General features: G+C 60.3%; 19 protein-coding genes. 9 read left to right on the top strand and 10 right to left on the bottom strand.

Features of this window, described 5'->3' with window-relative positions:
- Positions 1-31 precede the first annotated feature (31 nt).
- Together treC and treP are read right to left on the bottom strand one after the other, a co-directional pair.
- Positions 32-1,681, bottom strand: coding sequence for an alpha,alpha-phosphotrehalase (gene treC, locus AEQ67_RS24320; protein WP_059406343.1), 1,650 nt, complete (start codon positions 1,679-1,681; stop codon positions 32-34).
- A gap of 117 nt (positions 1,682-1,798) precedes the next feature.
- Positions 1,799-3,241, bottom strand: a complete 1,443-nt coding sequence (gene treP, locus AEQ67_RS24315) for a PTS system trehalose-specific EIIBC component (protein ID WP_059406342.1) — start codon at positions 3,239-3,241, stop codon at positions 1,799-1,801.
- Between the two features lie 316 nt (positions 3,242-3,557).
- Between treP and treR the strand changes: the two genes are divergently transcribed.
- Positions 3,558-4,262, top strand: a complete 705-nt coding sequence (gene treR / locus AEQ67_RS24310) for a trehalose operon repressor (protein WP_059406341.1) — start codon at positions 3,558-3,560, stop codon at positions 4,260-4,262.
- Between the two features lie 102 nt (positions 4,263-4,364).
- Complete coding sequence (locus tag AEQ67_RS24305; RefSeq protein WP_059406340.1) at positions 4,365-8,900, top strand: membrane-targeted effector domain-containing toxin; 4,536 nt, start codon at positions 4,365-4,367, stop codon at positions 8,898-8,900.
- 84 nt (positions 8,901-8,984) lie between these two features.
- Here the strand turns inward: AEQ67_RS24305 and guaA are convergent, their stop codons facing one another.
- The 8 genes from guaA to AEQ67_RS24265 all read right to left on the bottom strand — a co-directional run bounded on the left by guaA (position 8,985) and on the right by AEQ67_RS24265 (position 16,459).
- The gene (gene guaA / locus AEQ67_RS24300; protein WP_059406339.1) at positions 8,985-10,562 is read right to left on the bottom strand and encodes a glutamine-hydrolyzing GMP synthase; all 1,578 of its coding nucleotides are present in this window, start codon (positions 10,560-10,562) and stop codon (positions 8,985-8,987) included.
- 99 nt (positions 10,563-10,661) lie between these two features.
- On the bottom strand, positions 10,662-12,131 hold the full coding sequence (gene guaB, locus AEQ67_RS24295; protein WP_059406338.1) for an IMP dehydrogenase: 1,470 nt from the start codon (positions 12,129-12,131) through the stop codon (positions 10,662-10,664).
- A gap of 289 nt (positions 12,132-12,420) precedes the next feature.
- Positions 12,421-12,969, bottom strand: a complete 549-nt coding sequence (locus AEQ67_RS24290) for a hypothetical protein (RefSeq protein WP_059406337.1) — start codon at positions 12,967-12,969, stop codon at positions 12,421-12,423.
- A 185-nt stretch (positions 12,970-13,154) separates the two neighbouring features.
- Entirely contained in the window at positions 13,155-14,336 is a 1,182-nt protein-coding gene (gene purT, locus AEQ67_RS24285) for a formate-dependent phosphoribosylglycinamide formyltransferase (RefSeq protein ID WP_059406336.1), read from the bottom strand.
- 100 nt (positions 14,337-14,436) lie between these two features.
- Positions 14,437-14,904, bottom strand: coding sequence for a VUT family protein (locus AEQ67_RS24280; RefSeq protein WP_059406335.1), 468 nt, complete (start codon positions 14,902-14,904; stop codon positions 14,437-14,439).
- A 163-nt stretch (positions 14,905-15,067) separates the two neighbouring features.
- Positions 15,068-15,283: a DUF1289 domain-containing protein gene (locus AEQ67_RS24275; protein WP_059406334.1), complete on the bottom strand. Its 216-nt coding sequence runs from the start codon at positions 15,281-15,283 to the stop codon at positions 15,068-15,070.
- Positions 15,280-15,804: a gamma carbonic anhydrase family protein gene (locus tag AEQ67_RS24270; RefSeq protein ID WP_059406333.1), complete on the bottom strand. Its 525-nt coding sequence runs from the start codon at positions 15,802-15,804 to the stop codon at positions 15,280-15,282. Before AEQ67_RS24270 ends, AEQ67_RS24275 begins: the two co-directional genes overlap by 4 nt.
- A gap of 55 nt (positions 15,805-15,859) precedes the next feature.
- The gene (locus AEQ67_RS24265) at positions 15,860-16,459 is read right to left on the bottom strand and encodes a CoA pyrophosphatase (RefSeq protein ID WP_059406332.1); all 600 of its coding nucleotides are present in this window, start codon (positions 16,457-16,459) and stop codon (positions 15,860-15,862) included.
- A 146-nt stretch (positions 16,460-16,605) separates the two neighbouring features.
- Here AEQ67_RS24265 and AEQ67_RS24260 point away from each other — a divergent pair, with 146 nt between their 5' ends.
- The 7 genes from AEQ67_RS24260 to nagE all read left to right on the top strand — a co-directional run bounded on the left by AEQ67_RS24260 (position 16,606) and on the right by nagE (position 25,327).
- Complete coding sequence (locus AEQ67_RS24260) at positions 16,606-17,157, top strand: NUDIX hydrolase (RefSeq protein ID WP_059406331.1); 552 nt, start codon at positions 16,606-16,608, stop codon at positions 17,155-17,157.
- Between the two features lie 107 nt (positions 17,158-17,264).
- Positions 17,265-17,768 carry a L,D-transpeptidase family protein gene (locus tag AEQ67_RS24255; protein WP_059406330.1) on the top strand — a complete coding sequence of 168 codons (504 nt, stop codon included), beginning with the start codon at positions 17,265-17,267 and terminating at the stop codon, positions 17,766-17,768.
- 293 nt (positions 17,769-18,061) lie between these two features.
- Positions 18,062-18,793, top strand: a complete 732-nt coding sequence (locus AEQ67_RS24250; RefSeq protein WP_059406329.1) for a GntR family transcriptional regulator — start codon at positions 18,062-18,064, stop codon at positions 18,791-18,793.
- A gap of 16 nt (positions 18,794-18,809) precedes the next feature.
- Positions 18,810-19,916, top strand: coding sequence for an N-acetylglucosamine-6-phosphate deacetylase (gene nagA, locus AEQ67_RS24245; protein WP_059406328.1), 1,107 nt, complete (start codon positions 18,810-18,812; stop codon positions 19,914-19,916).
- Complete coding sequence (locus tag AEQ67_RS24240; protein WP_059406327.1) at positions 19,909-20,919, top strand: SIS domain-containing protein; 1,011 nt, start codon at positions 19,909-19,911, stop codon at positions 20,917-20,919. Before nagA ends, AEQ67_RS24240 begins: the two co-directional genes overlap by 8 nt.
- A gap of 144 nt (positions 20,920-21,063) precedes the next feature.
- Positions 21,064-23,580 carry a phosphoenolpyruvate--protein phosphotransferase gene (gene ptsP, locus AEQ67_RS24235; RefSeq protein WP_059406326.1) on the top strand — a complete coding sequence of 839 codons (2,517 nt, stop codon included), beginning with the start codon at positions 21,064-21,066 and terminating at the stop codon, positions 23,578-23,580.
- Positions 23,581-23,611: 31 nt separating this feature from the next.
- The gene (gene nagE / locus AEQ67_RS24230; RefSeq protein WP_059406325.1) at positions 23,612-25,327 is read left to right on the top strand and encodes an N-acetylglucosamine-specific PTS transporter subunit IIBC; all 1,716 of its coding nucleotides are present in this window, start codon (positions 23,612-23,614) and stop codon (positions 25,325-25,327) included.
- Positions 25,328-25,889 lie beyond the last annotated feature (562 nt).

Raw genomic sequence — 25,889 nt, 5'->3', positions numbered from 1 at the left:
GTTCTGCGTGTTTTTTAAAATCGGTGCTTTTTTAGTGGTGAGTCAGGTGCAGCACGAACGACTCATAAGGCCGTAAAGAGACCTGCCTATTTCGCGGCGGACAGTCCGGGTAGTTGCTGATCACCACGCGCTGGCCCATCGCTTCGTTGATAATTTCATCCGGCAATTGGACTTCACACGCGGTGCCGTAGAAGTTGTTCAACACCAGCAATCGTTCGCCATTGCCTTCACGGACATACGCCCAGATTTGCCTGTGCTCGGGCAGCAGTTGCCGGTAAACGCCGTCGGACATCAGCGCTTCGCTGCGGCGCAGGGCAATCAATTGACGGTAGTGATGCAGCACCGAATCCGGGTCATCGAGTTGGGTCGCCACGTTGATCTGCGCGGCGTTGGCCGGCACTGCGATCCACGGCTCGACAGCGCTGAAACCGGCGTTCGGCTCGGCATTCCAGTGCATCGGCGTGCGGCCGTTGTCGCGGGATTTCTGCATGATCGCCGCCATGTTGTCGGCATCGCTCGCCCCCGCCTCCCGCTTGAGCCGGAAGATGTTCAGCGTCTCGACATCGCGGTACTGATCGATGTGATCGAAGCCCGGATTGGTCATGCCGAGTTCTTCGCCCTGGTACACAAATGGCGTGCCCTGGAGGAAGTGCAACGCGGTGCCGAGCATCTTCGCCGAAACCACCCGATGCTCGCCGTCATGGCCAAAACGCGAGACCACACGTGGCTGATCGTGGTTACACCAGAACAGCGCGTTCCAGCCACCGCCGGCCTGCATGCCGGTCTGCCAGTCGGAGAGGATGCGCTTGAGTTCGAGGAAGTCGAAGTCGGCGCGAATCCACTTTTGCAGGTTCGGGTAATCGACCTTCAGGTGATGGAAGTTGAAGGTCATCGACAGCTCTTTCGACTCCGGCCGCGAGTAGCGAATGCAGTGGTCGAGGCTGGTGGACGACATCTCGCCGACGTTGATCAGGTCATGGCCCTCGAACACTTCGCGGTGCATTTGCTGCAAGTATTCGTGGACGTTCGGGCCGTCGGTATAGAAGCGTCGACCGTCGCTGTTGTCCTCGGGAAAATCCGCCGGTTTCGAGATCAGGTTGATCACATCGAGACGGAAACCACCTACGCCCTTGTCGCGCCAGAAACGCATCATCTTGAACACTTCGGCACGCACCTTGGGGTTGTCCCAGTTCAGGTCGGCCTGGGTGTGATCGAACAGGTGCAGGAAGTACTGACCGGTCTGGGCTTCGTACTCCCAGGCCGAACCACCGAACTTCGACTCCCAGTTGTTCGGCTGGTCGCGCCAGATGTAGAAGTCGCGGTACGGGTTGTCGAGGCTGCTGCGCGCTTGCTGGAACCAGGTGTGTTCGATGGACGTGTGGTTGACCACGATATCGAGCATCAACTTGATCCCGCGCTTGCCGGCCTCGGCGATCAGCAGCTCGCAATCGGCCATGGTCCCGTAGCTTGGGTCGATGGCGTAGTAATCGCTGATGTCATAGCCGTTGTCGCGCTGGGGCGAACGCAGGAACGGGGTGATCCACAGGCAATCGACACCCAGCCAGTGCAGGTAGTCGAGCTTGGCGACGACACCGAGCAAATCCCCCGTGGGGTTGCCGGCGTGGCTGTGAAAACTTTTTGGGTAGATCTGGTAGATCACCGAGCGTTGCCAGTCTTGCATGGCGGATTCCTTCAGTAAGTTTGGTGCTGGCCTTCGGGCCTCTTCGCGGGCAAGCCTCGCTCCTACAGGGTTTCGCGTTCCAATGTAGGAGCGAGGCTTGCCCGCGAAAGCGATCTGTCAGGCAACCCGATACCCCGGCCGAACAATCTTCATGCTCAACCCACAGGTCAAAACAAACGGCACGACCATGGCGATGATCATCCCGATCACGAAACTGGGGATGAACTGCGGAATGATCGAGATGAAACCGGGCAACCCGCCAACGCCGATCGCCGATGCCTGGACCTTGTTCAGCGACAGGAAAATGCAACCCAGCGCCGAGCCGATCAGGGCCGCATAAAACGGAAATTTGTAGCGAAGATTGACCCCGAACATCGCCGGTTCAGTGATGCCGAAGTAAGCCGAAATCGCCGAGGTCGAGGCCATGCTTTTGTCTCGCACATTGCGCGTCATGTAGAACACCGCCAGTGCGGCACTGCCTTGGGCGAGGTTGGACATGACGATCATCGGCCAGATGAACGTCCCGCCCTGGGTGGAGATCAGCTGCAAGTCGACCGCCAGGAACATGTGGTGCATGCCGGTGATCACCAGCGGCGCGTAGAGCAAACCGAAAATCGCCCCGCCGACCATCGGCGCCAGGTCGAACAGCATGACCACGCCTTCGGTGATCAGAATCCCCAGGTGCCGGGTCACCGGACCGATCACGGCCAGCGCCAGCACGCCGGTAACAACGATGGTGGTGATCGGCACCACCAGCAATTGCACCGCATTCGGCACCCGCGCCCGCAGCCATTTCTCGATGGTGCTCATGACGTAGGCCGCCAGCAGGATCGGCAGGATCTGCCCCTGATAACCAACCTTCTCGATCTGGAACAGACCGAGGATGTCGAAGTACGGCAGGCTCTGGCCCTCCAGTCCAGCCACTGCCTTGCCGTAGTTCCAGGCATTGAGCAGGTCCGGGTGCACCAGCATCAGGCCGAGCACAATGCCGAGGATTTCGCTGCCGCCAAAGCGCTTGGCCGCCGACCAGCCCACCAGCGCCGGAAGGAACACGAACGAGGTGTTGGCCATCAGGTTGATCAGGCTCCACAGCCCGTCGAGTTTCGGGTAGGCGTCCAGCAGGGTCTGGCCCTCGATGAACATGCCCTTGGCGCCAATCAGGTTGTTAACGCCCATCAGCAGACCGGCAATGATCAGCGCCGGCAGGATTGGCATGAACACGTCGGAAAACACCCGCACCAGCCGTTGCATGGCGTTGATCTTGTCGGCGCTTTTTTGTTTGACGTCGGCGATGGTCGAAGCCGCGAGGCCGGTTTGACGGCGCAGTTCGGCGTAGACCTTTTCCACTTCACCGGGGCCGATGACCACCTGGAACAAACCGCCGGTGAAGAACGAGCCTTTGACCAGATCGATCTGGTTCAAGGTGGCGCTGTGCACCAGGCTCGGGTCCTTGAGGGCCAGGCGCAGGCGCGTGACGCAGTGCGCGGCCTGCTCAAGGTTGTCGCTGCCACCGAGGCTTTGCAGCAGCTCAGTGACGATATTCGGATAGTCGTGGCTCATGCTTGATCTTCCGCTGTAGTTTTTTGTTATTGGCAGCACGCCGAAGCGAAAAATACTCGTCTGTACGAGTTAAAGCAACAACTCGTACAGACGAGTTTCATTTTGCTTATCCACCAACCGATAACAACACTCCCCTGTAGGAGCGAGCTTGCTCGCGAAGGTCGTCAACGATGACGCGTTCCAACAGGATGATCGCCGCGCATTCAAGACCTTCGCGAGCAAGCTCGCTCCTACAGAAGCCGAACGCCATGGACAAACCCCGACCCTGCCCTTAAGGTTCAAAACCTTGAGTACAGCGCAGCACAGAGCCATCCCCATGAGTAAATACAACCAGATCTACAGCGATCTGCTTGCCAGCATTACCACCGAACGTCTGGAACGCGGCGCCCGGTTGCCTTCCGAAACCGAATTGATGGAGAGCTATCAGGCCAGTCGCGGCACCGTGCGCAAAGCCATCGAGCAACTTCAGGAGCGCGGCTTCGCCCAGAAAGTCCACGGCAAAGGCACGTTCGTACTGTCGACCAACCCGATCGAATTCCAGCTCGGCGGCATCGTCAGTTTCCAGGAGACCTATCCACGGCTGGGCAACGACGTCAGTACCGACGTGGTCGAATTCACCCAAATCCCCCTCGAAGGTTCCTTGCTGGAACACATCAAGGCGCCAGAAGGCAGCCTGATCACACGGATCAAGCGGGTGCGGCGGATCGACGGCAAACGGGTGATCCTCGACATCAACCATTTCGTCAGCGATGTGATCCCCGGCCTGTCTCGTGACATCGCCGAACACTCGATCTACGCCTTCATCGAGCAGACCCTGCAATTACAGATCGCCTACGCCCAGCGCACCATCGAAGCGGTGCCCCGCAGCAAAGACGACCAGCAACATCTGGACCTCGACGGCCAGAGCCATGTGATCGTGGTCAGCAACCAGACCTTCCTCCAGGACGGTCGACAGTTCGAGTACACCGAGTCGCGGCATACGCTGGACAAGTTCTACTTTTCGGATGTGGCCAGACGCTGACACTACCCCCTGGCGAACCGCCAAAAAGCATATCTATGTAGTGCACCCTCCTTGAGCAAATGGGCCAATCTCGACCGCCCATCTCTCAAGGATAGAGTGTGCATGAACTCGACAGACACCCGCCCATTGCCCAATGCCGCCGACAAGGCAGCGCTCAAGGCGATCGCCACCAGCGTCATCCAGACCTGCCCCAGCCTGCAAGACACGGCTCATGAGGTCGCCAGCGATTTGCTGAAAAAATACGCTATCACCGGCCTTGATCCGGATCAGGTGTATTTCCACCGCTTTGACGCCTCGCAAAGTAGCTTGAAAGCCTTCACCGGTTGGGAGCATGTCCATGCGACGCCAACCGCCACCACTACCCTGACGCAACTGGTGATCCAGCGCTTTCGTGTGGGCGACCAGGACAACGCCGATTTACTGGACGTGTATGCGGGCTTCTACACCGCGGGCCCGAGCGTCGGCACGTTCAATGAAACCAACGAAGTGCGCCTGCATGGCAACGAGGTGCTGAAAGACTTCTGGAGCATCGACTTCAGTTCGTTGTACACCGAGCGACTGACGGCCTTCTGGAACGATTCCGGCAGCGACTTCCGCACGCTGGCCAAGTGCAATTTCCTGATCAAAGCCGTGCAGGCGCGGGACAAACGCCAGTTAAGCGACGAGGATTTTCACTTCGTCACCCATGCCGTCATCGGCCCGCTGACTTGGCCCGTCAGCCTGCCGATGCTGCAAGCACAACACCCTTGCACGGGCAGCGTTCGCACCCTGGATGTCGCGGGCTACGTCGCGATCAACGCGCTTCGATTCGTCGCCGCCAAGGGCCGGCAGATTGTCTACCTGCCCGGCGAGGCCGATGCCTTTCAGGTCATGGAAACCGCAACGAACATGCATTACTGGATGTTGTTGCAAATGAACAAGGCGCCTGCACGCCGGGCGTTCATGACGCATTTTTCCCTGGCCGACCGTCAGGCCATCGCCGAGAACATCAACGACCTCCTGAGCCAGCTCGTCAGCGCTTGGAGCCAATACGACCATCACCTGATCAACCAGCAAAACCAGCCCGTCAACGGCGACGCCTTCAGCTGGCTGCGCGACTCGACCAAGGACGCGATGTTCGCCGAGGCCGCACTCTCGCTGACCTCCAATGGTGATCTGCGCAAGCAACTCTGGATCGGTTACCTCAGCGCCGGCGTGAAAGTCTTCGGCCCGATGGCGGTCGTCGGCTGGCCGGTCGCCCTGCCCGTGATCGGCGCCAGCATCGCCAACCTGGGCTTGAACATCGATCAGGCGGTCAATGCAAAAACGGCCGAAAAACGTAAGGCCGGCGTCCTCGGCGCGGTGCTCAGCGGCATTGATGTGCTGTTCAATTTGCTCGTCCTCAAGGGACCGGGTTCGCTGGCAGACGTCGGCCCCGAGATTGACGCCGCTGAAGCCAAGGAGATGGCCGATCTGCTTGGATCGACGCAACCGGCCGAAGGCGCCGGGGCGGGAGCCGTTGAGCAAACACCGATCACAACCGGTTTACCCACCGACAGCACCCCATCCGTCCCGGACAACTTCAAGATTGACGTACCGTTGACTGATGACACGCTGGTCCGTGAACCCGGCAAACTCCAGGGCATTTACCCACTCGCCTCCAACCCTTCCACCGCGATCAAGCTCAACGACAGCGCTTATTACGTGCGTTACGAGAGCGACCTCAACGGCCGTGGAAACTGGGCCATTATCGATCCGGCCAACCCCAACGCGTTCACCGGTTCGATTCCCGTGCGCTTGAGCGCCGAAGGCAAGTGGGAAGTCATCCCGCGTCTGGGGTTGCAGGGCGGCATGGACGTACCGCCCGCTGCTGGACCCGTCATCCAGGAATGGGCGCGGTCGCCCGGCACACACATACCGCCAATCGAAGACAGCGAGATGAGGGCATGGGCGCTCGGTGGCGCAGACGACGTCAGACCGGTGGCGGGCGCCGATGGCAGGACGACCAGCATGAGCCGCTTCGACCTGAGTCAGGAAACCGCTCGCAACAACCTGATTCGCGATGCCAACGCCTGGTATCAACTGAACCCACCAACGCCCCGTCTGCCGGTGTCTCCAGCGGCGCAGGTCACGACCTCCACCGAGCTGCTCGAAACGGCATTCGCGGAAAAACCGGGTCTGATCGTCGGTGAAAGCCGCGGCAGTATCGGCAGTAAACAGTTCCTGATCGAAAACATGCCTGAACTGGCGCGGCGCGGGGTGAAGACGCTGTACGTGCAGGAGTTGCTGGCGAACGTTAATCAGCTTGACCTGGACACCTTCGCCCGCACCGGTGAATTGCCCGAAGAGCTGGAAACCTATCTGCGCAAACTCGACATCAAGGCCGGCAACGATCCCGACGGCCGATTCAACCTGACGCAACTGGTAAAAGTGGCCAATGCGCAGCGAATCCGGGTTCAGGCCATCGACATGTCGACGACCTACAACATCAACAAAACCGCCCTCGATCCGGAACCGGATCAGCAAATGGCCAGGAGCTTTTTCGCCAGCCAGGTCATCCGCTTCAACGAAGCGATAAAAGGCCCGGCCAACTGGGTGGCGTTGGTCGATCGGGAAAACATGACGACGTTCAGAGGCTACCGTGGCATCGGCGAACAGACCGATGCCCTGAGCGTCCGCGTCGATGATGTAAAACCCGGTGTCGCACAGCCCATCGCCGCCGATCCCGGACTGGCGATGGAATACGCCGACTATCCGCAGGCCCCCGCCTATGAAGTCGAAGGACTGGCCGATCCGGACAGCCTTCAGGCGTTGATCAAAGGTGACTGGCGTGTGCAGATGGAAACGCCGTGGGCGTACCGAACCACGCATGAGTTGCGAGCGCTGTTGCCGGAACCGGGGATGTTCACCTTTCAGCGCTACAGGAGCAGCGTGCTGGTGGTTTATCGCAATGCCGACGGGCAGATGGCCGACAGTGTCATCCGCTCGACACCGGGTGGAAGGATCAATCTGGAGACCCCGCTCGGGCCAGCCTACGATTCCATGACGGTGGATAACTTCGAAGAACTGAAACAGGCATTAATCGCGCAAGGCATGCGGCCAATGGGCTGGCCGGCACTTCCAGACCTGGCGCAGGCGAACCCGCGGCCGACCATCCCGGCCAACTGGCAAGCCAACGAAGTGCTTGAAGGCGAAACACAGGTAACCGAACCCGGAAAATTCCGAGGCATCTATCGACTCAATGCCAACCCTTCAACCGCCATCATGCTAGACCACGCCCCGTACTACGTGCGCTGGGAAGCCGAACTCAACGGTGGCGGGCATTGGGCCGTCATCGATCCGGAAAATCCCCATGCTTTTTCCGACTCGATCCCCGTACGCTTGAACGCCGAAGGTGAATGGGAAACCATGCCCCGGATTGGTCTCAACGGCGGCGGCAAGACACCCCTGTTACGCTTGCCCGCCTCGGAGTACGACATGCCCGAGCCGTTGAAGGCCGAACTGAAAGGCGGTGCGAACGGCCAGGACGACGAGTCGTTGCGCGACTTCTACGACAGCCTCAACGAGCACGATCCCTACCGCGATTTCAAGGCCATCAGAAAACGCCTGCACCGCGATGCCGTGCACTTTTACGCCGAGCTTCAACTGCCCGCGCGGCCACCGATCCCGGTGCTTGCTCCCGAGGCCAGCGCCAAAGAGATTATCGCGAAAACCCTCGAACATGCCCGAGGCCTGGTCATTGGCGAAAGCCATAGTTCAATCGCCAGCAAACAGTGGTTGATCGAAAACATGGAGCTGCTGGCCAACAAGAACGTAAAGACCCTGTACATGGAACATCTGCTGACCGACTTCCATCAAGCGGCGCTGGATACGTTTTTCGAAACAGGGACGATGGCGAAAGACCTTGAGAGCTACCTCAACGCGCTCGATGTCGGCAACATGACCGACCCGCTGGGGCGCGATACGTTTCTGCAACTGGTCAAACAGGCGCGCCGTTTCAAGATTCGTGTGCAGGCCATCGATTGCATGGCGAGCTACCGGCTCAACGGTATGGAGAAGGTCGGATCCCTGGAACCTGCCGTTGAGCCCACGGCGCGGCAGAAAATGATGAACTACTTCGCCCGCTCGATCATTCGCAGCGACCAGGCCCTGCGTGGCGCGCATAAATGGGTGGCGCTGATGGGCAACTCCCACTCCAACACCTTTGAAGGCGTGGCGGGGGTCAGCGAACTGGAAGAAGCCATCGGCATTCGCGTTGAAGATGTCGCCGAAGGCGCCCCGGTGGGCATCCAGGCTGACCCGGGAAGAATCCTGCCGCTGGGCGGAACCGCGTTTGATCGCAGCGCCTTGGTCAAAGGTGATTTGCTCTTGCGAATGGCAACGCCATGGACTGCGCAGACCATGGCGGAAATCGAAGCGGCCTTGCCCCAGCGCGGGATGTACACCTTGAAACTGCAACCGCGCATGACCTTCCTGGTGCACCGCAGCCGCAGCCATGCCATCGTGCGCACCCTCATCGAAAGCGATAACGGCCGCTTCTACATCGAGCGTCCGGACTGGCCGTCGGTCAGTGGCAAGCGCTACGCGAGCATCAAAGCGTTGCTGAACGGCTTGGATCAAATGGGCATGACACTCGGCGGTTGGTCGAATCCGCTGTAACCCGCCCACAAAAAAGCCGTGTGAAATCTGATTTCACACGGCTTTTGCTGTTGCAACGTTCAAGCCATCAAGGCTGGCGCGGGATCATTCCCACTCAATGGTCGCTGGCGGCTTGCTCGACACGTCGTAGGTGACGCGGGAGATGCCTTCGATTTCATTGATGATCCGGCCGCTGACGGTTTCCAGCAGTTCGTAAGGCAGATGAGCCCAACGCGCGGTCATGAAGTCGATGGTTTCCACGGCACGCAGGGCCACGACCCAGGCGTAACGACGGCCATCGCCGACAACGCCAACCGACTTCACCGGCTGGAACACTACGAAGGCCTGGCTGACTTTGTGATACCAGTCGGCCTTGCGCAGTTCTTCGATGAAGATGTGGTCGGCACGACGCAGCAGGTCGGCGTATTCCTTCTTCACTTCACCGAGGATCCGCACGCCCAGGCCCGGGCCCGGGAACGGGTGACGGTAGACCATGTCGTACGGCAGGCCGAGTTCCAGGCCCAGACGACGGACTTCGTCCTTGAACAGCTCGCGCAGGGGTTCAACCAGCTTGAGGTTCATTTCTTCCGGCAGGCCACCCACGTTGTGGTGCGACTTGATCACGTGAGCCTTGCCGCTTTTGGCGCCAGCCGACTCGATCACGTCCGGGTAGATGGTGCCCTGGGCGAGGTACTTGATGTTGTCCAGTTTGTTGGACTGGGCATCGAAGACGTCGATGAAGGTACGGCCGATGATCTTGCGTTTCTTCTCTGGGTCGGACTCGCCTGCCAGATTGTCGAGGAACTGGTCTTCAGCGTTGGCGCGGATTACCTTGACGCCCATGTTCTCGGCGAACATGGCCATCACCTGCTCGCCTTCGTGCAGACGCAACAGACCGTTGTCGACGAAGACGCAGGTCAGCTGGTCGCCAATGGCTTTGTGCAGCAGTGCGGCAACTACCGAGGAGTCGACACCGCCGGACAAGCCGAGCAGTACGTTGTCGGTGCCGACCTGGGCGCGAATGTTGGCGATGGCGTCTTCAGCGATTTTCGAAGGCGTCCACAGGGCTTCGCAGCCGCAGATGTCGAGGATGAAGCGCGAGAGGATGCGACCGCCCTGCTTGGTGTGGGTCACTTCCGGGTGGAACTGCACGCCGTAGTAACCGCGAGCGTCGTCGAACATGCCGGCAATCGGGCAGCTCGGGGTGCTGGCCAGGATGTGGAATTCCTGAGGCATCTTGGTGACCTTGTCACCGTGGCTCATCCACACGTCGAGGCCGAACAGGCCGTCGGCGTCGATGTGGTCTTCGATGCCGTCGAGCAGGCGGCTCTTGCCGACCACGTCGACACGGGCGTAACCGAACTCACGCAGCTCGGAACCTTCGACCTTGCCACCCAGCTGTTCAGCCATGGTTTGCATGCCGTAGCAGATACCGAAGACCGGTACGCCCAGGTCGAACACCGCTTGCGGGCAGCGCGGGCTGTCAGCGACGTGCACGGACTCGGGGCCGCCGGCGAGAATGACGCCTTTTGGAGCGAATTCGCGAATCGCTTCGTCATCCATGTCGAACGGATGCAGTTCGCAGTACACACCGATTTCACGCACGCGGCGGGCAATCAGCTGGGTGTACTGGGAACCGAAGTCGAGGATCAGGATGCGGTGAGCGTGGATGTCGAGGGCCATGATTCAGTCTCGTCTAAGTCATTCAGAAACAGTCGTGAGTCAGAAACAACTCGGGGCTGAATAAAACAGCCCCGGTTACTTAACTTTTTGCTTGAAGCCTCAACCTACGCGGTAGTTTGGCGCTTCTTTGGTGATTTGTACGTCGTGGACGTGGGACTCGGCCATGCCAGCACCGGTGATCCGCACGAACTCAGGCTTGGTGCGCATTTCTTCGATGTCGGCACTGCCGGTGTAACCCATCGAGGAACGCAGGCCGCCCATCAGTTGATGGATGATGGCGCTCAGGCTGCCCTTATAAGGAACACGCCCTTCGATGCCTTCCGGAACCAGCTTCTCGGCACCCGCGGAGGAGTCCTGGAAGTAGCGGTCGGAGGAACCTTGAGCCTGGGACATGGCGCCCAGCGAACCCATGCCGCGGTAAGCCTTGTACGAACGACCCTGGAACAGTTCGATCTCGCCTGGCGCTTCTTCAGTACCGGCGAACATCGAGCCCATCATCACGCAGGAAGCACCGGCCACGATGGCCTTGGACAGGTCACCGGAGAAACGGATACCGCCGTCGGCGATCAACGGCACACCGGTGCCTTCAAGGGCTGCGGCGACGTTGGCGATGGCACTGATTTGCGGGACGCCGACACCGGCGACGATACGGGTGGTGCAGATCGAGCCAGGGCCGATACCGACCTTGACGGCATCCGCGCCTGCTTCGACCAGGGCCTTGGCAGCAGCGCCAGTGGCGATGTTGCCGCCGATGACCTGCACTTCAGGGAAATTCTCTTTGACCCAGCGAACGCGGTCGATCACACCTTTGGAGTGACCGTGGGCAGTATCGACCACCACCACGTCAACGCCGGCAGCAACCAGTGCCGAAACACGTTCGCCGGTGTCCTTGCCAGTACCGACCGCAGCGCCAACGCGCAGACGACCTTGATCGTCCTTGCTGGCCAGCGGGTAAGCCTTGGCTTTTTCGATGTCTTTGACGGTCATCATGCCTTTGAGGGCAAACTTGGCGTCGACGATCAGGACTTTTTCCAGGCGGTGCTTGTGCAGCAACTCGCGGACTTCGTTCTTGTTGGCGCCTTCGCGTACGGTGACCAGGCGCTCTTTAGGCGTCATCACTTCACGTACGGTGGCTTCCAGACGCGTTTCGAAACGCACGTCACGGGAAGTGACGATGCCGACCAGGTCGCCATCGTGCAACACCGGAACGCCGGAGATATTGTGCAGGCGGGTCAGTTCGAACAGATCACGAACCGTGGCATCAGCCTCGATGGTGATCGGATCCTTGACGACGCCGGCTTCGAACTTCTTGACCTTGCGAACTTCGGCAGCTTGCTGCTCGATGGTCATGTTCTTGTGGATGATGCCGATGCCACCTTCCTGAGCCATGGCGATTGCCAGACGGGCTTCAGTGACGGTGTCCATTGCGGCAGAAACCAGAGGAATATTCAGCTCGATGCCACGGGTTAGGCGGGTCTTGAGACTGACTTCGTTAGGAAGCACCTCGGAATAACCGGGCACTAGGAGAATGTCGTCGAATGTCAGAGCTTCTTGGCTGATACGCAGCATCGCGGGGGCTCCCGAGCGGGAAAATGGAAGCGCGCCATTATAGTCAGACACCCCCTCGGGTTCAATGTAAAACTCTGTCTATTATTGGCATTACTGACATACGGGATGGGATGGCTGTTTTTTTGTAGGAGCGAGCTTGCTCGCGATGGGCGTGAACGATGACGCGTATTGTCTGCGAACAAGCGTCGCCTGCGCGTTCTTCGCTGGCAAGCCAGCTCCTACAGATTCGCAATCGCTCTGTAGGAGCTGGCTTGCCAGCGAAGAACGATAACGCGGTCTACCTGCCGTATCACAACTCGACTTTGACCCAGCTGACAGGCTGATCGAGCCAATCGGCAAATTCGTCGATAAAGCTCTGCTTGAACCCGGCCTCGGCCCAGTTGTTGAAAATGAACCCCAGATTGGAAAAGCCGCATTCCTGCAGGAACAGAAACCCGTTGATGTCATCCTCATGCCCGCATTCGGGGCAGGTGAAGTTATCGGTGCGCCCTGGCATCCACTCTTCCAGGCTTTCGAACAGTGCTTCGCCGACTTCCTTGCGGCACTCGGCGCAGCCGGCTTCGCTGAGAAAACCCTTGGCCGGCGTATAGATGCAACGCTTGGTGATGATTTCCAGGCCATTGATCGGCTCGCCGAACGGCAGGGCTGCCGGGTGCAGGACCACGGCACGGGCACCGTCGCCGATGGCGTGAGCCATGCGATTGCCGGTGCGCCCGCAGGTGGTCAGTTCTTCCTTGATGATGTTCTTGCGCACCAGCCAACGCACGACCGCCCGGGCCCGGGGCTCGTGCACCGGCAGTGTGGAGATTTTCGGGACGATGATGCTTTGCGAATTCATGGCGACAGGCCTGATGCATTTAAATGAAAGATATTGCGTCGAAACCTTGTAGGAGCGAGGCTTGCCCGCGAAGGCGATTCCACATTCAACATCATTGTTGGCCATGAAATCGCCTTCGCGGGCAAGCCTCGCTCCTACAGGTTCAGTGCCGGCATTTAATAGGTATAGGCCCGCCGAAGTGGTTTTTACAGTTCGACAACCACCGCCTGCGATGCACGGGTCGCCTTGGCGCGCGCGGCTTCGATCGACTCGTCGCGAGCCAGTGCCACCCCCATCCGGCGCTGACCATTAACCTCAGGCTTGCCGAACAGACGCAACGCGGTATCCGGCTCGCTCAGCGCTGCGCCCAGGTTGGCGAAAGCCGTCTGGGTCGACTGCCCCTCCACCAAAATCACCGCTGACGCCGAAGGCCCGAACTGACGGATCAACGGAATCGGCAGGCCGAGGATCGCCCGTGCGTGCAGGGCGAACTGCGACAGGTCCTGGGAAATCAGGGTCACCAGACCGGTGTCATGCGGGCGCGGAGAGACTTCGCTGAACCACACCTGATCACCTTTGATGAACAGCTCGACGCCAAACAGGCCACGGCCACCCAGGGCTTCGGTCACGGCTTTGGCAACGCGCTCGGATTCGGCCAGGGCAATTGGGCTCATGGCTTGTGGCTGCCAGGATTCCTGATAGTCGCCCTTCTCCTGACGGTGACCGACCGGCGCGCAGAATGTAGTGCCGCCGACGTGGCGCACGGTCAGCAAGGTGATTTCGTAGTCGAAGTCGATGAAGCCTTCGATGATCACGCGACCTTTACCGGCACGGCCGCCTTCTTGAGCATAATCCCAGGCTGTCTTCACATCATCGGCGCTGCGCAGCAGGCTCTGGCCCTTGCCCGACGAACTCATCACCGGCTTGACCACGCATGGGAAGCCGAGGTCTTCGACGGCCTTGCTGTAATCCTCGAAGGTGTCGGCGAAGTGGTACGGCGAGGTCGGCAGGTCCAGCTCTTCAGCGGCCAGGCGACGGATGCCTTCGCGGTTCATGGTCAGCTGCGTGGCGCGCGCGGTCGGGATCACGGTGAAGCCTTCGGCTTCCAGTTCCACCAGGGTGGCGGTGGCGATGGCTTCGATTTCCGGCACGATGAAGTGCGGCTTTTCGGCCTCAATCACGGCACGCAGGGCGGCGCCATCGAGCATGTTGATCACATGGCTGCGATGGGCGACTTGCATGGCCGGCGCGTTGGCGTAGCGATCCACGGCAATCACTTCAACGCCCAGACGTTGCAGCTCGATCACCACTTCCTTGCCCAACTCGCCACAGCCACACAGCAATACGCGGGTCGCGGTAGGCGACAATGGAGTTCCGATACGGGTCATCTCAGGTCCTCAAAGGAGCGGATCATCGAGGGATGCAGCGCCTGGCGCGCTTCCCATGGGGAGAAAGCGCGGCATTTTACATGAACCGGCGGGTTTGGCTTCAGCTGACGACGGCCTGCTTGCGCAAGCGCCACGCCATGATCAGCCACACGGCCGTCACGCCGGCGAACTTCGAACCCATGGCGGTGAGGATGACACCCGGGGTGAACGCATCGATCATGCCGAAGAAGATGAAGGTATCGAGGGGAATGCTCAGGGCCGAACTTATCCACAGGCGATCGTGCAGCGGACGCTTGGTGATGCTGAACACCAGCCAGTCGATGCACTCGGACACCGCGAACGCCGTGGCGCTGGCCAGGGCGATGGACGGGTCGGACGTTACATAGGACAGCACCAGCGCCGCCAGCATCGCCGCAATGGCGCCGTGGCCAAAACGGGTTTGCACCATGTCGCGCAAGATAAACACCAAACCGCCCCAGGCCGACCAGATGATGTCCAGGTGCGGCGCGGTGGAAAAGGCGTAATTGATCAGCACGACACTGCTGATGTAAGCGATCAGGAAGAGCATGGCGCGCGGGAGTACCTGTCAATTTGGCGCACAGGGTACTTCAGGGATGGGGTTGGGCCAAGAGAGCCGTGGTTTACGTGATGACGCCTTCGCGGGCAAGCCTCGCTCCTACAGGTGCAGTGTGATCCTTGTAGGAGCGAGGCTTGCCCGCGAAGGCCGCACCTCAATGATCGGATTTCGCCCCGATCATCCAGAGAATTCCGCTGGACTTGGCGCGCTCATGGCACAACCCCAGCACCTTGCGGCGCTCTTCGTTATCCATCCGGCTCCAGCGGGTAATCTCGTCCACCGTGCGCTGACACCCGGTGCAAATATCATCTTCATCCAGCGCGCAAATGCTCACGCAGGGCGAAAGCACCGGTCGTTCGGTGGTGCTCATTCTTCCTGCTCGACCAGATCGCGGGCATAACGCTGGGAGTTATGCACATAGTGCGCGGCGCTGGCTTCGAGCATCTTCTTCTGCTGCTCGGTCAGTTCACGCACAACCTTGCCGGGCGAACCCATGACCAACGAACCGTCGGGAATTTCCTTACCCTCTCCGATCAGCGAATTGGCGCCAATGATGCAGTTCTTGCCGATTTTCGCGCCGTTGAGAATCACCGCATTAATACCGATCAAACTGTAATCGCCCACAGTACAGCCATGGAGCATGGCGTTGTGGCCGATGGTCACGCCGGTGCCGATGGTCAGCGGGTAACCCATGTCGGTGTGCATCACCGTACCGTCCTGAACGTTGCTGTTCTTGCCGATCAGGATCAATTCGTTGTCGCCACGCAGCACGGTGTTGAACCAGACGTTGGCGCCCTCTTCCAGTTTGACCTTGCCCACCAGCACGGCATTGGGGGCGATCCAGCTCTGCGGATGGGCATCGACGCGGGCGTCGCCCAGGCGGTATTTCATCTTATTGTCCTCAAGGCTCGGGTTGCCGCGGTTTCTGGCCATTCAAGCGATGGCTTCAGGTATTGATAAAACTCTTGGGCGGCTGATGCAGGCTGATTTTCGCGTCATAGAGCAGGTTGATCAACTCGACGATCATGATCGCCGTCAGGCCCCAGATTTTGTATTCGCCATAACGATAGCTCGGCACATACCAACTGCGCCCCTGGTAATCGATGCGGTGCGTGTGTTCCCGAGGGTCCTTGCGGAAGAATTCCAACGGGACGCTGAAGACTGCAGCGATCTCGGCATCGTTGGCCAGGTATTCGACAAAATCCGGAATCACCCCGACATACGGCGTGACCTTGATGCCATGCAGGGAAATCAGCGGGCTGAGCGGGCCGATGATTTCCACCAGCCCCGGCGGCAGGCCGATTTCTTCTTCGGCTTCGCGCAAGGCGGTGAATATAAGGTCAGGGTCATCAGGGTCGCGGCGCCCGCCGGGGAAGGCGACTTCGCCGCCATGGGTCGAGAGCCCGCTGGCGCGCAGGGTCAGAACCAGTTCCGGCTCATCACTGCGAGTGATGGGGACCAGTACCGCGGCCTCAGGGAAACGTTTGTCGGTTTCCATTGTGCGTGGGGTGTGGTTGCTTACTCGATGCAGTAGCTCGTCCAGCATGAGACTTCTCGACTTATTCTCTACCTCGCATCATGCACCAATCGAACCGACCGCCCAACCCCATAACCGCTGCATGTCGCTAAACGACAACTTGCCGACAGACACCGCCGCACGCCAAGATAGGCGCAGCATTCAGGAACCCAAGCATGAAATTTTGCAGTCAGTGCGGCAACCCGGTGACCCAGCGCATTCCCGAAGGCGATTCGCGCCTGCGTTTTGTCTGTGACAGCTGTCACGCCATTCACTATCAGAACCCCAATATCGTCGCCGGATGCGTGGCGACCTGGGGCTCGAAGGTGTTGCTGTGCCGTCGCGCCATCGAGCCACGGCTCGGCTACTGGACCCTGCCCGCAGGCTTCATGGAGAACGGTGAAACCATCGAGCAGGCGGCCATTCGCGAGACGGCCGAAGAAGCCTGCGCCCGGGTGCGCAACCTGAGCATCTATACCTTGATCGACGTGCCGCACATCAGCCAGGTGCATGTGTTCTTTCGCGCCGAGCTGGTGGACCTGGATTTTTCCGCCGGTCCCGAGAGCCTGGAAGTGCAGCTTTTCGAAGAAGCCGACATCCCTTGGTCCGACCTGGCTTTCCGCACGGTGGGCCGTACCTTAGAATGCTTCTTCGCTGACCGGCGGACCGAGGTCTACCCCGTGCGGTCCGAATCGATCCCGCCGCTTGTCCAGGCTGTCATCACTTGATTTCAATTTCGGAATTTTTGATGACGCTAAAAGATCGCAGCCTGCGGCAGCTCCTACAAAAACATCTATAAATTATTAGTAGTGACACCTCTTGGGGAATCGTTTCAATGCGCTGGTTGCTTGCCCTGTTTTGCTTGTCGTTCGTTGCGTTCTCCCAGGCTTCCACCGTGGTGACGCTGGACGGCAAACCCATCGAAAAGGTGTTGGTGCTCAAATCCGCCCATCAATTGCAATTGATCGCCGATGGCAAGCCGCTACGAACCTACCGTATTTCCCTGGGCAAACAGCCCAGGGGCGCCAAGCTGATGGAAGGCGATAAACGCACGCCGGAGGGTTTTTATTGGGTGGACTGGCGCAAGGTCAGCGACCGCTTCAATCTGGCCATGCACATCTCCTACCCGAACGTGACCGACTCCGCGCGCTCGCGGCGTGAAGGCGTCGACCCTGGCGGCATGATCATGATCCACGGCACGCCCGACACTTATGACTACCCGGAAAACCTGTTCCACACCCTGGACTGGACCGACGGTTGCATCGCCATGCGCAACATGGACATGCGCGAAGTCTGGGGCCTGGTGCCGGACGGCACGATGATCGAAATCCGCCCTTAACGACTACCTTTTGTCGTTCATCGAAAAATAAATTCAAAAGATCGCAGCCTGCGGCAGCTCCTACAGGGTAGATACCAATTCTCACTGTAGGAGCTGCCGAAGGCTGCGATCTTTGCTTTCGAAATCGCCACCACTAATACCACTTCAAACCAACCCCATCTCAGAAAGCCCATCAGGGCAGGCTTTCCAGCGCCTACAGCAAAGTGGTCTCATTGACATGGTATTTAAGTGGTATTAGCTTTCCCTCACTACCGGGCGACAACAATCCTATATCCGCATCGGACCAAACCTACATGAATGACCTCCAAGCCCTACGCCCTGATGACACCCAGCCCACGCCGTTGTACCTGCAACTGGCGCGCAACCTGGAAGCGGCGATTCATGCCGGCCAGTGGAAAGCCGAACAGGCCATGCCGTCGGAGCGCAATCTCAGCGAATTGCTGGGCATCTCCCGCGTCACGGCGCGCAAGGCATTGGAAGTGCTGTTTGAACAAGGCCTGATCCGGCGCAACCAGGGTTCCGGCACGTTTATCACCCCGCGCCTGGAACAACCGCTGTCGCGCCTTTCGGGTTTTAGCGAAATGCTTCGCCTCAAGGGCTTCGTGCCCGGTTCGCAATGGCTGGAACGTGAAATCACCCCGCCCACCCATGAAGAACTGATCCGCCTCGGTCTGTCGCCCAACGACAAGGTCGCGCGGCTCAAACGCCTGCGCAAAGCCGATGACACGGTGATGGCGATCGAGATGAGCACCCTGCCTGCCTCGATCATTCCCCAGCCGCAAGCGGTCGGCGACTCCCTCTACGAATACCTCGACGGCATCGGCAAGCCGATTGTCCGCGCGCTGCAGCACATCCAGGCGATCAACGCCTCGGACGAGTTCGCCGCGCTGGTCGGCATCGCCCCTGGCACCGCGATGTTGCTGATGACCCGGGTCGGCTACCTGGAAGACAACACGCCCATCGAAGTTACCGACACCTATTGCCGCAACGACTACTACGACTTTGTCGCAGAGCTTCGCCGCTAAGTATTGAGAACCGATCATGTCCGAAGACAACATCCTCACCGCCAACGGCTGGGTACGCGGCCGGCTGATTCACCAACACGGCAAGGTCGTGGCCATCGACGGCCAGCCGTGCAACCCGGCGGACAACGACCTGCCTTATCTGCTCCCAGGTTTCATTGACCTGCACGTTCACGGTGGCGGCGGCAAAGACATCATGGAAGGCGCACCGGCCTTCGAAACCATCACTAAAACCCATGTGCGTTTCGGCACCACATCGCTGCTGGCCACCACCATGACCGCGCCGAGCGAAGAGATCTCCCGCGTGCTCAAGGACGTCGGCGAGTTCTACGAACAGCGCCCGCAAGGCTGCGCCCGAGTGCTCGGCGTGCACCTGGAAGGCCCGTACATCAACCCTGGCAAACTCGGCGCCCAACCGAATTTCGCCCACACCGCATTGATGGCCGAAGTCGAAGAATACTTGGCGCTGGCACCGATCCGGGTGATCACCATCGCCCCGGAAATCGCCGGCCATGATGCCTTGATCCGCGCGCTTAGTAGTCGCGGCGTGCGCATGCAAATCGGCCACACCCTCGGCAGTTATGAAGAAGGCGTCGCCGCGCTGGAAGCCGGCGCCAGCAGTTTCACCCACCTCTACAACGCCATGAGCCCGCTGCATCACCGTGAGCCGGGGATCGTCGGCGCGGCGCTGGCCCACGCCAAATACGCGGAATTGATTCCGGACTTACTGCACGTGCACCCCGGCGCGATCCGCGTGGCCCTGCGCTCGATCCCGTGCCTGTATTGCGTCACCGACTCGACTGCCGCGGCGGGCATGCCCGACGGTGAGTACAAACTCGGCAGCCACACCGTGACCAAATGCCTGGGCGGCGTGCGCCTGGCCGACGGCACATTGGCCGGCAGCACCCTGACCATGGATCAGGCCCTGCGCAACCTGGTGAAGATCGGTTTGCCGATCGCCGAGGCCTCGCAACGTCTTTCGCAATTCCCCGCCGACTACCTCGGCATCACCGAACGCGGACGCCTGCAACCCGGCGCCTGGGCCGACTGCGTGCGGCTGGATCGCTCGCTCACACTGACCGCCGTCATGGTCGAAGGAGAAGACATTGACTTCAAAAATGCTTGAGGAGGCGCTGTCCTCGTTCGAGGCCGTGCAAGCGCAATTACAGCAACCCGACCCGCCGATGATCGAGATCGCCGGACGCCTGCGCCGTCAGCCACCGCAAGTGTCGATGACCGTCGCGCGCGGCAGCTCCGACCATGCGGCGAGCTACTTTGCCTACCTGACCATGCAGCAATTGGGCATCCCGGTGGCGTCGTTGCCGATGTCAGTGGTGACCATGCTGCAGGCGCCGTTGAAAGTCAGTGGTCAGGTCGCCTTCGCGTTTTCGCAGTCGGGGCAAAGTCCGGATCTGGTGAACAGCATGCGTTTGCTGCGCAAGCGCGGCGCTTTGAGTATTTCGATGGTCAACGCCGAGAGTTCGCCCTTGGAAGCGGCGTGCGAATTCAGTCTGCCGCTGTGCGCCGGCACTGAAAGCAGCGTCGCCGCGACCAAGAGTTTTATCGCCACCCTCAGCGCCAGCGCCCGTCTGATCGCTCATTGGAAGGAAGATGCAGAGCTGCTGGAAGCCGGCCTTGCCCTGCCGGAAGGTTTGCGCGATGCGGCGAAACAGGACTGGAGCCTGGCCATCGACGCGTTGCGCGACTGCCAACGCTTGATGGTGATCGGCCGTGGCGCCGGTTTCGCCATCGCCCAGGAAGCCGCGCTGAAATTCAAGGAAACCTCGGCGATCCAGGCCGAAGCCTTCAGCAGCGCCGAAGTCCGTCACGGCCCGATGGCATTGATCGGCGAGAACTATCCGCTGCTGGTGTTCGCCCCACGCGGTGCCGAGCAGGCCGGTTTGCTCAGCCTCGCCGCCGACATGCGTCAGCGCGGTGCACGGGTGCTACTGGCAGCGCCGGATGACGTCGCCGAACGCGACCTCACCCTGACCCGCGCCGAGCACCCGGCGCTTGATCCGATTCTGGCGATCCAGAGTTTCTACGTCATGGCCGCCGGTTTAGCCGTCTCCCGCGGCATGGACCCCGACCAGCCGCGACACCTGAGCAAAGTCACCCGCACCCACTAACAAGCCCTGTAGGAGCGAGCTCGCTCGCGAAGGACGTTAACGATAACGCGCTCTTCCTGAATGCACGCGTTGCTCTCAGGTTTTTCGCGAGCGAGCTCGCTCCTACAGGGGCGTGTTGATCCGAATTTTTAATGAGACCGAGCCATGCACAACAATAATAAAGAGCTGACCCTCAGCGCCCCGCTCAGCGGCCCGGTGCTGACGCTCGCCAAAGTCCCGGACCCGGTGTTCGCCAGTGGCACCATGGGCGACGGGATCGCCATCGACCCGCTGAACGACACCCTCCACGCCCCCTGCGCTGGCGTCGTGGTGCATGTCGCCCGCACCGGCCACGCCATCACCTTGCGCGCCGACAACGGCGCCGAATTGCTCCTGCACCTGGGCCTCGACACTGTCGAGTTGCAGGGCGACGGCTTCTCGATGCTGGTCAAGGAAGGCGCGCGCGTCGCCAACGGCCAGCCGCTGTTGCGCTATGACCTGGACAAGGTCGCGCAGCAGTGCAAAAGCCTGGTCAGCCTGATGATCCTGACCAACAGCCAGGACTTTCAGGCACGGCCGATCACACTCAAATCGGTGAAAGTCGGCGAGCCATTGCTGCACATCATTCGCCGACACGCCTCGGAGGCGGCGGAGGAAATGGAGCAGTCGGGCGAGGAAATTTTCGGCTACATCCGCATTGCTCATCGTGGCGGTTTACATGCCCGCCCGGCGGCGCTGATTCGTCAGACCGCGCAAGGTTTCAAAAGCACATCCCGTCTGCATTTCGCTGGCAAATCGGCCACCTGTGACAGCTTGATCGGGTTGATGGGTTTGGCCATTGGCGAGCAGGATGAAGTGCAGATCAGCTGCCAGGGCCCGGACGCCGAAGCCGCGCTGCAAGCGCTGTTGATCGCGTTATCCACAGCACTGGCCGAAGACAGCCACGCCGCCGCGCCTACACCGATTGCCCGACGCCATCGGGACGCCGAAGCGGGTGTGCTGCACGGTGTCTGCGCCGCGCCCGGTCTGGTCGGTGGGCCGTTGTTTCGCTTGAATGCGATCAGCCTGCCGGTGGACGCCGGCAACCATGATCCCGAACAACAACGGCAAGCCCTTGATACCGCGCTGAGCCAGGTGCGCAACGAAATCGACCAGACCTTGGCCCAGGCCAGGAAACACAAAAACACTGACGAAGAAGCGATCTTCGCTGCCCATCTCGCGCTGCTTGAAGATCCGGCGTTGCTGGACGCGGCCAATCAATCCATCGATCAAGGCATCGCCGCAACCCACGCCTGGAGCCAGTCCATCGATGTGCAGTGCAATGTTCTTCAGCAACTCGGCAGCCCGTTGCTGGCCGAACGCGCCAACGATCTGCGCGATCTCAAGCAACGGGTGCTGCGCGCCCTGCTCGGTGAAACCTGGCATTACGAGGTGCCGGCCGGCGCCATCGTCGCGGCCCCTGAACTGACACCGTCCGACTTGCTGCAACTCAGCCAGCAAGGCGTGGCCGGGTTGTGCATGGCCGAGGGTGGCGCAACGTCGCACGTCGCAATCCTCGCTCGCGGCAAAGGCCTGCCGTGCATGGTTGCCGTGGGGTCGACGCTGCTGGATCAGGCGCAAGGTCAATCGGTGGTGCTGGATGCCGACGGCGGTCGGCTCGAACTGATGCCGAATGCCGAGCGCTTGGCGCAAGTGCAGCAAGCACAACTCGATCATCAACAACGTCGCGCCGAGCAACAGGCTCAAGCGCATACCCCGGCGCTGACGCTCGACGGTGTGCAAATTGAAGTCGCGGCCAATGTCGCCTCCAGCGCCGAAGCCGCTGACGCGTTGGCCAATGGCGCCGACGGCGTCGGCTTGCTGCGCACCGAATTCCTGTTCGTCGATCGCAACACCGCGCCGGATGAACAAGAACAATGCGCCGCCTACCAAGCCGTGCTCGATGCCATGGGCGACAAGTCGGTGATCATCCGTACCATCGACGTCGGCGGCGACAAGCAACTCGACTATTTGCCACTGCCGGTGGAGGCCAATCCGGTACTCGGCCTGCGCGGCATTCGAATGGCCCAGGTGCGGCCGGAACTGCTGGATCAGCAACTGCGCGCGCTGCTGCATGTGCGCCCGCTGTCACGTTGCCGGATCCTGTTGCCGATGGTCACCGAAGTCGATGAGCTGCTGCACATCCGCCAACGCCTCGATGCGTTGTGCACTGAACTCGGTGTGAGCGAGCGCCCGGAGCTAGGCGTGATGATCGAAGTCCCGGCCGCGGCGCTGCTGGCCGAACAGCTGGCCGAGCACGCGGATTTCCTCTCCATCGGCACCAACGACTTGTCCCAATACACCCTGGCCATGGATCGCGACCACGCCGGCCTCGCCTCACGGGTCGACGCCATGCACCCGGCCCTGCTGCGGCTGATCGCCCAGACCTGCGCCGGTGCAGCGCTGCATAAGCGTTGGGTCGGCGTCTGCGGCGCGCTCGCTTCTGATCCACTGGCCACGCCGGTACTGATTGGCCTGGGGGTCAGCGAGTTGTCGGTCAGCCCGGTGCAAATCGGTGAAATCAAGGACCGCGTGCGCCATCTCGACGCCGCCGAATGCCGACGCACTGCGCTGGACCTGCTCAAGCTGAGCAGCGCCAGCGCAGTGCGTCACGCCTGTCATCAACAATGGCCTCTGAGCTGAACACAACAACAAGAATCCAGGGAGATCCGCCATGTACCACTACTTCATCGAAGGCCTGCAGCGCCTCGGTCGCGCGTTGATGCTACCGATCGCGATCCTGCCGATTGCCGGCCTGTTGCTGAGACTGGGCGACACCGATCTGCTGAACATCGCAATCATTCACGATGCCGGCCAAGTGATTTTCGCCAACCTGGCGATGATCTTCGCCATCGGCATCGCGGTCGGTTTCGCCAAGGACAACAACGGCACCGCAGGCCTCGCCGGTGTCATTGGTTACCTGGTGATGATCTCTACCCTCAAAGTGCTCGACGCGAGCATCAACATGGGCATGCTCGCCGGGATCGTCAGCGGCTTGATGGCCGGCGCGTTGTACAACCGTTTCAAGGACATCAAGCTGCCGGAGTACCTGGCGTTCTTCGGTGGTCGACGCTTCGTGCCGATTGTCACCGGGTTCGCGGCAGTCGGCCTGGGCGTTGTGTTCGGCCTGATCTGGCCGCCGATCCAGCACGGCATCAACGACTTCGGCGTCTTGATGCTGGAAAGCGGCAGCCTCGGGGCCTTCATTTTCGGCGTGCTCAACCGCCTGCTGATCGTCACCGGCCTGCACCACATCATCAACAACATGGCATGGTTCGTCTTCGGCAACTTCACCGACCCGACCACGGGCGCACTGGTGACCGGCGACATCTCGCGCTACTTTGCCGGCGACCCCAAGGGCGGCCAGTTCACCACCGGCATGTTCCCGATGATGCTCTTCGGCCTGCCCGCCGCGTGCCTGGCGATGTACCGCAACTGCCTGCCGGAACGCCGTAAAGTCATGGGCGGGATTTTCCTGTCGATGGCCCTGACTTCGTTCCTGACCGGCGTCACCGAACCCATCGAATTCGCCTTCATGTTCCTCGCGCCGCTGCTGTATTTGCTGCATGCGCTGTTGACCGGCCTGTCGATGGCGGTCACCAACCTGCTGAACATCCACCTCGGTTTCACCTTCTCCGGTGGTTTCATCGACATGATCCTCGGCTGGGGAAAATCCACCAACGGCTGGCGGGGGCTTCCGGTGGGGTTAGCGTACGCGGTGATCTACTACGCGGTGTTCGATTTCTGCATTCGCCGGTTCAACCTCAAGACGCCGGGGCGTGAAGAGGTTCCGATGGGCGACAAAATGGTGGTGGCGGAAAACGAACGGGCCGGGGCTTTCATCAAGGCGCTGGGCGGTGCGCAGAATTTGATTACGGTGGGTGCGTGTACCACGCGTTTGCGGCTGGACATGGTCGATCGCAACAAGGCATCCGATGCGGAGTTGAAAGCGCTGGGTGCGATGGCGGTGGTGCGTCCGGGCAAGGGTGGGAGTTTGCAGGTGGTGGTCGGGCCGATGGCGGACAGCATTGCCGATGAGATTCGGCTAGCGATGCCTGCCTTGGGCCGCGCCCTTATCTCCACCCCTCCCGCGGCTGTCGATGCGCCGCAACCTGCTGCGGTGGCGACGTCCGAAGCGCAGCAATGGCTGAATGCTTTGGGGGGCGGCGAGAATGTGTTGCAGATGGATTGCATCGCCATGACCCGGATTCGGCTGCAACTGGCGAATGGCAGAGCGTTGTCGGAGTGCGATTTGAAAGCGCTGGGGTGTCAGGGAGTGAGCCAGTTGGATGGAGGGGTTTGGCATTTGTTGGTGGGTGATAGGGCCGCGAGTTTGAGTGATGCGCTGGAGATGCTGGTTAATCGCAGTGAGGTGAGTGCCAAGGTTTAGGGTTTTGTGTTTTTTTGATTTGTGGACATAAAAGCACGGCGGCCTGCAGGCCGGCCTGATTGGGGGTACACATTCCCTGTAGGAGCTGGCTCGCCAGCGAAGGTCGTTAACGATGACGCGTTTTAACAGGGTAAACGTGGCGCATTCAAAACCTTCGCTGGCAAGCCAGCTCCTACCTTGAGCGTGTGCGGCCTCTTATTCCTTTCGCCCACCAATCCCCTGTAGGAGCTGGCTTGCCAGCGAAGGTCGTTAACGATGACGCGTTTCAACAGGATAAACGTGGCGCATTCAAAACCTTCCCTGGCAAGCCAGCGCCTACCTTGACCGTGTGCGGCCTCTTATTCCTTTCACCCACCAATCCCCTGTAGGAGCTGGCTCGCCAGCGAAGGACGTTAACGATGACGCGTTTTAACAGGGTAAACGTGGCGTATTCGAGATCTTCGCTGGCAAGCCAGCTCCTACCTTGACCGTGTGCGGCCTCTTATTCCTTTCGCCCACCAATCCCCTGTAGGAGCTGGCTTGCCAGCGAAGGACGTTAACGATGACGCGTTTCAACAGGGTA

This window comes from Pseudomonas sp. RIT-PI-q (genome assembly GCF_001297125.1).
Classification (GTDB): domain Bacteria; phylum Pseudomonadota; class Gammaproteobacteria; order Pseudomonadales; family Pseudomonadaceae; genus Aquipseudomonas.
This window is presented reverse-complemented; position numbering and strand designations above follow the sequence as displayed.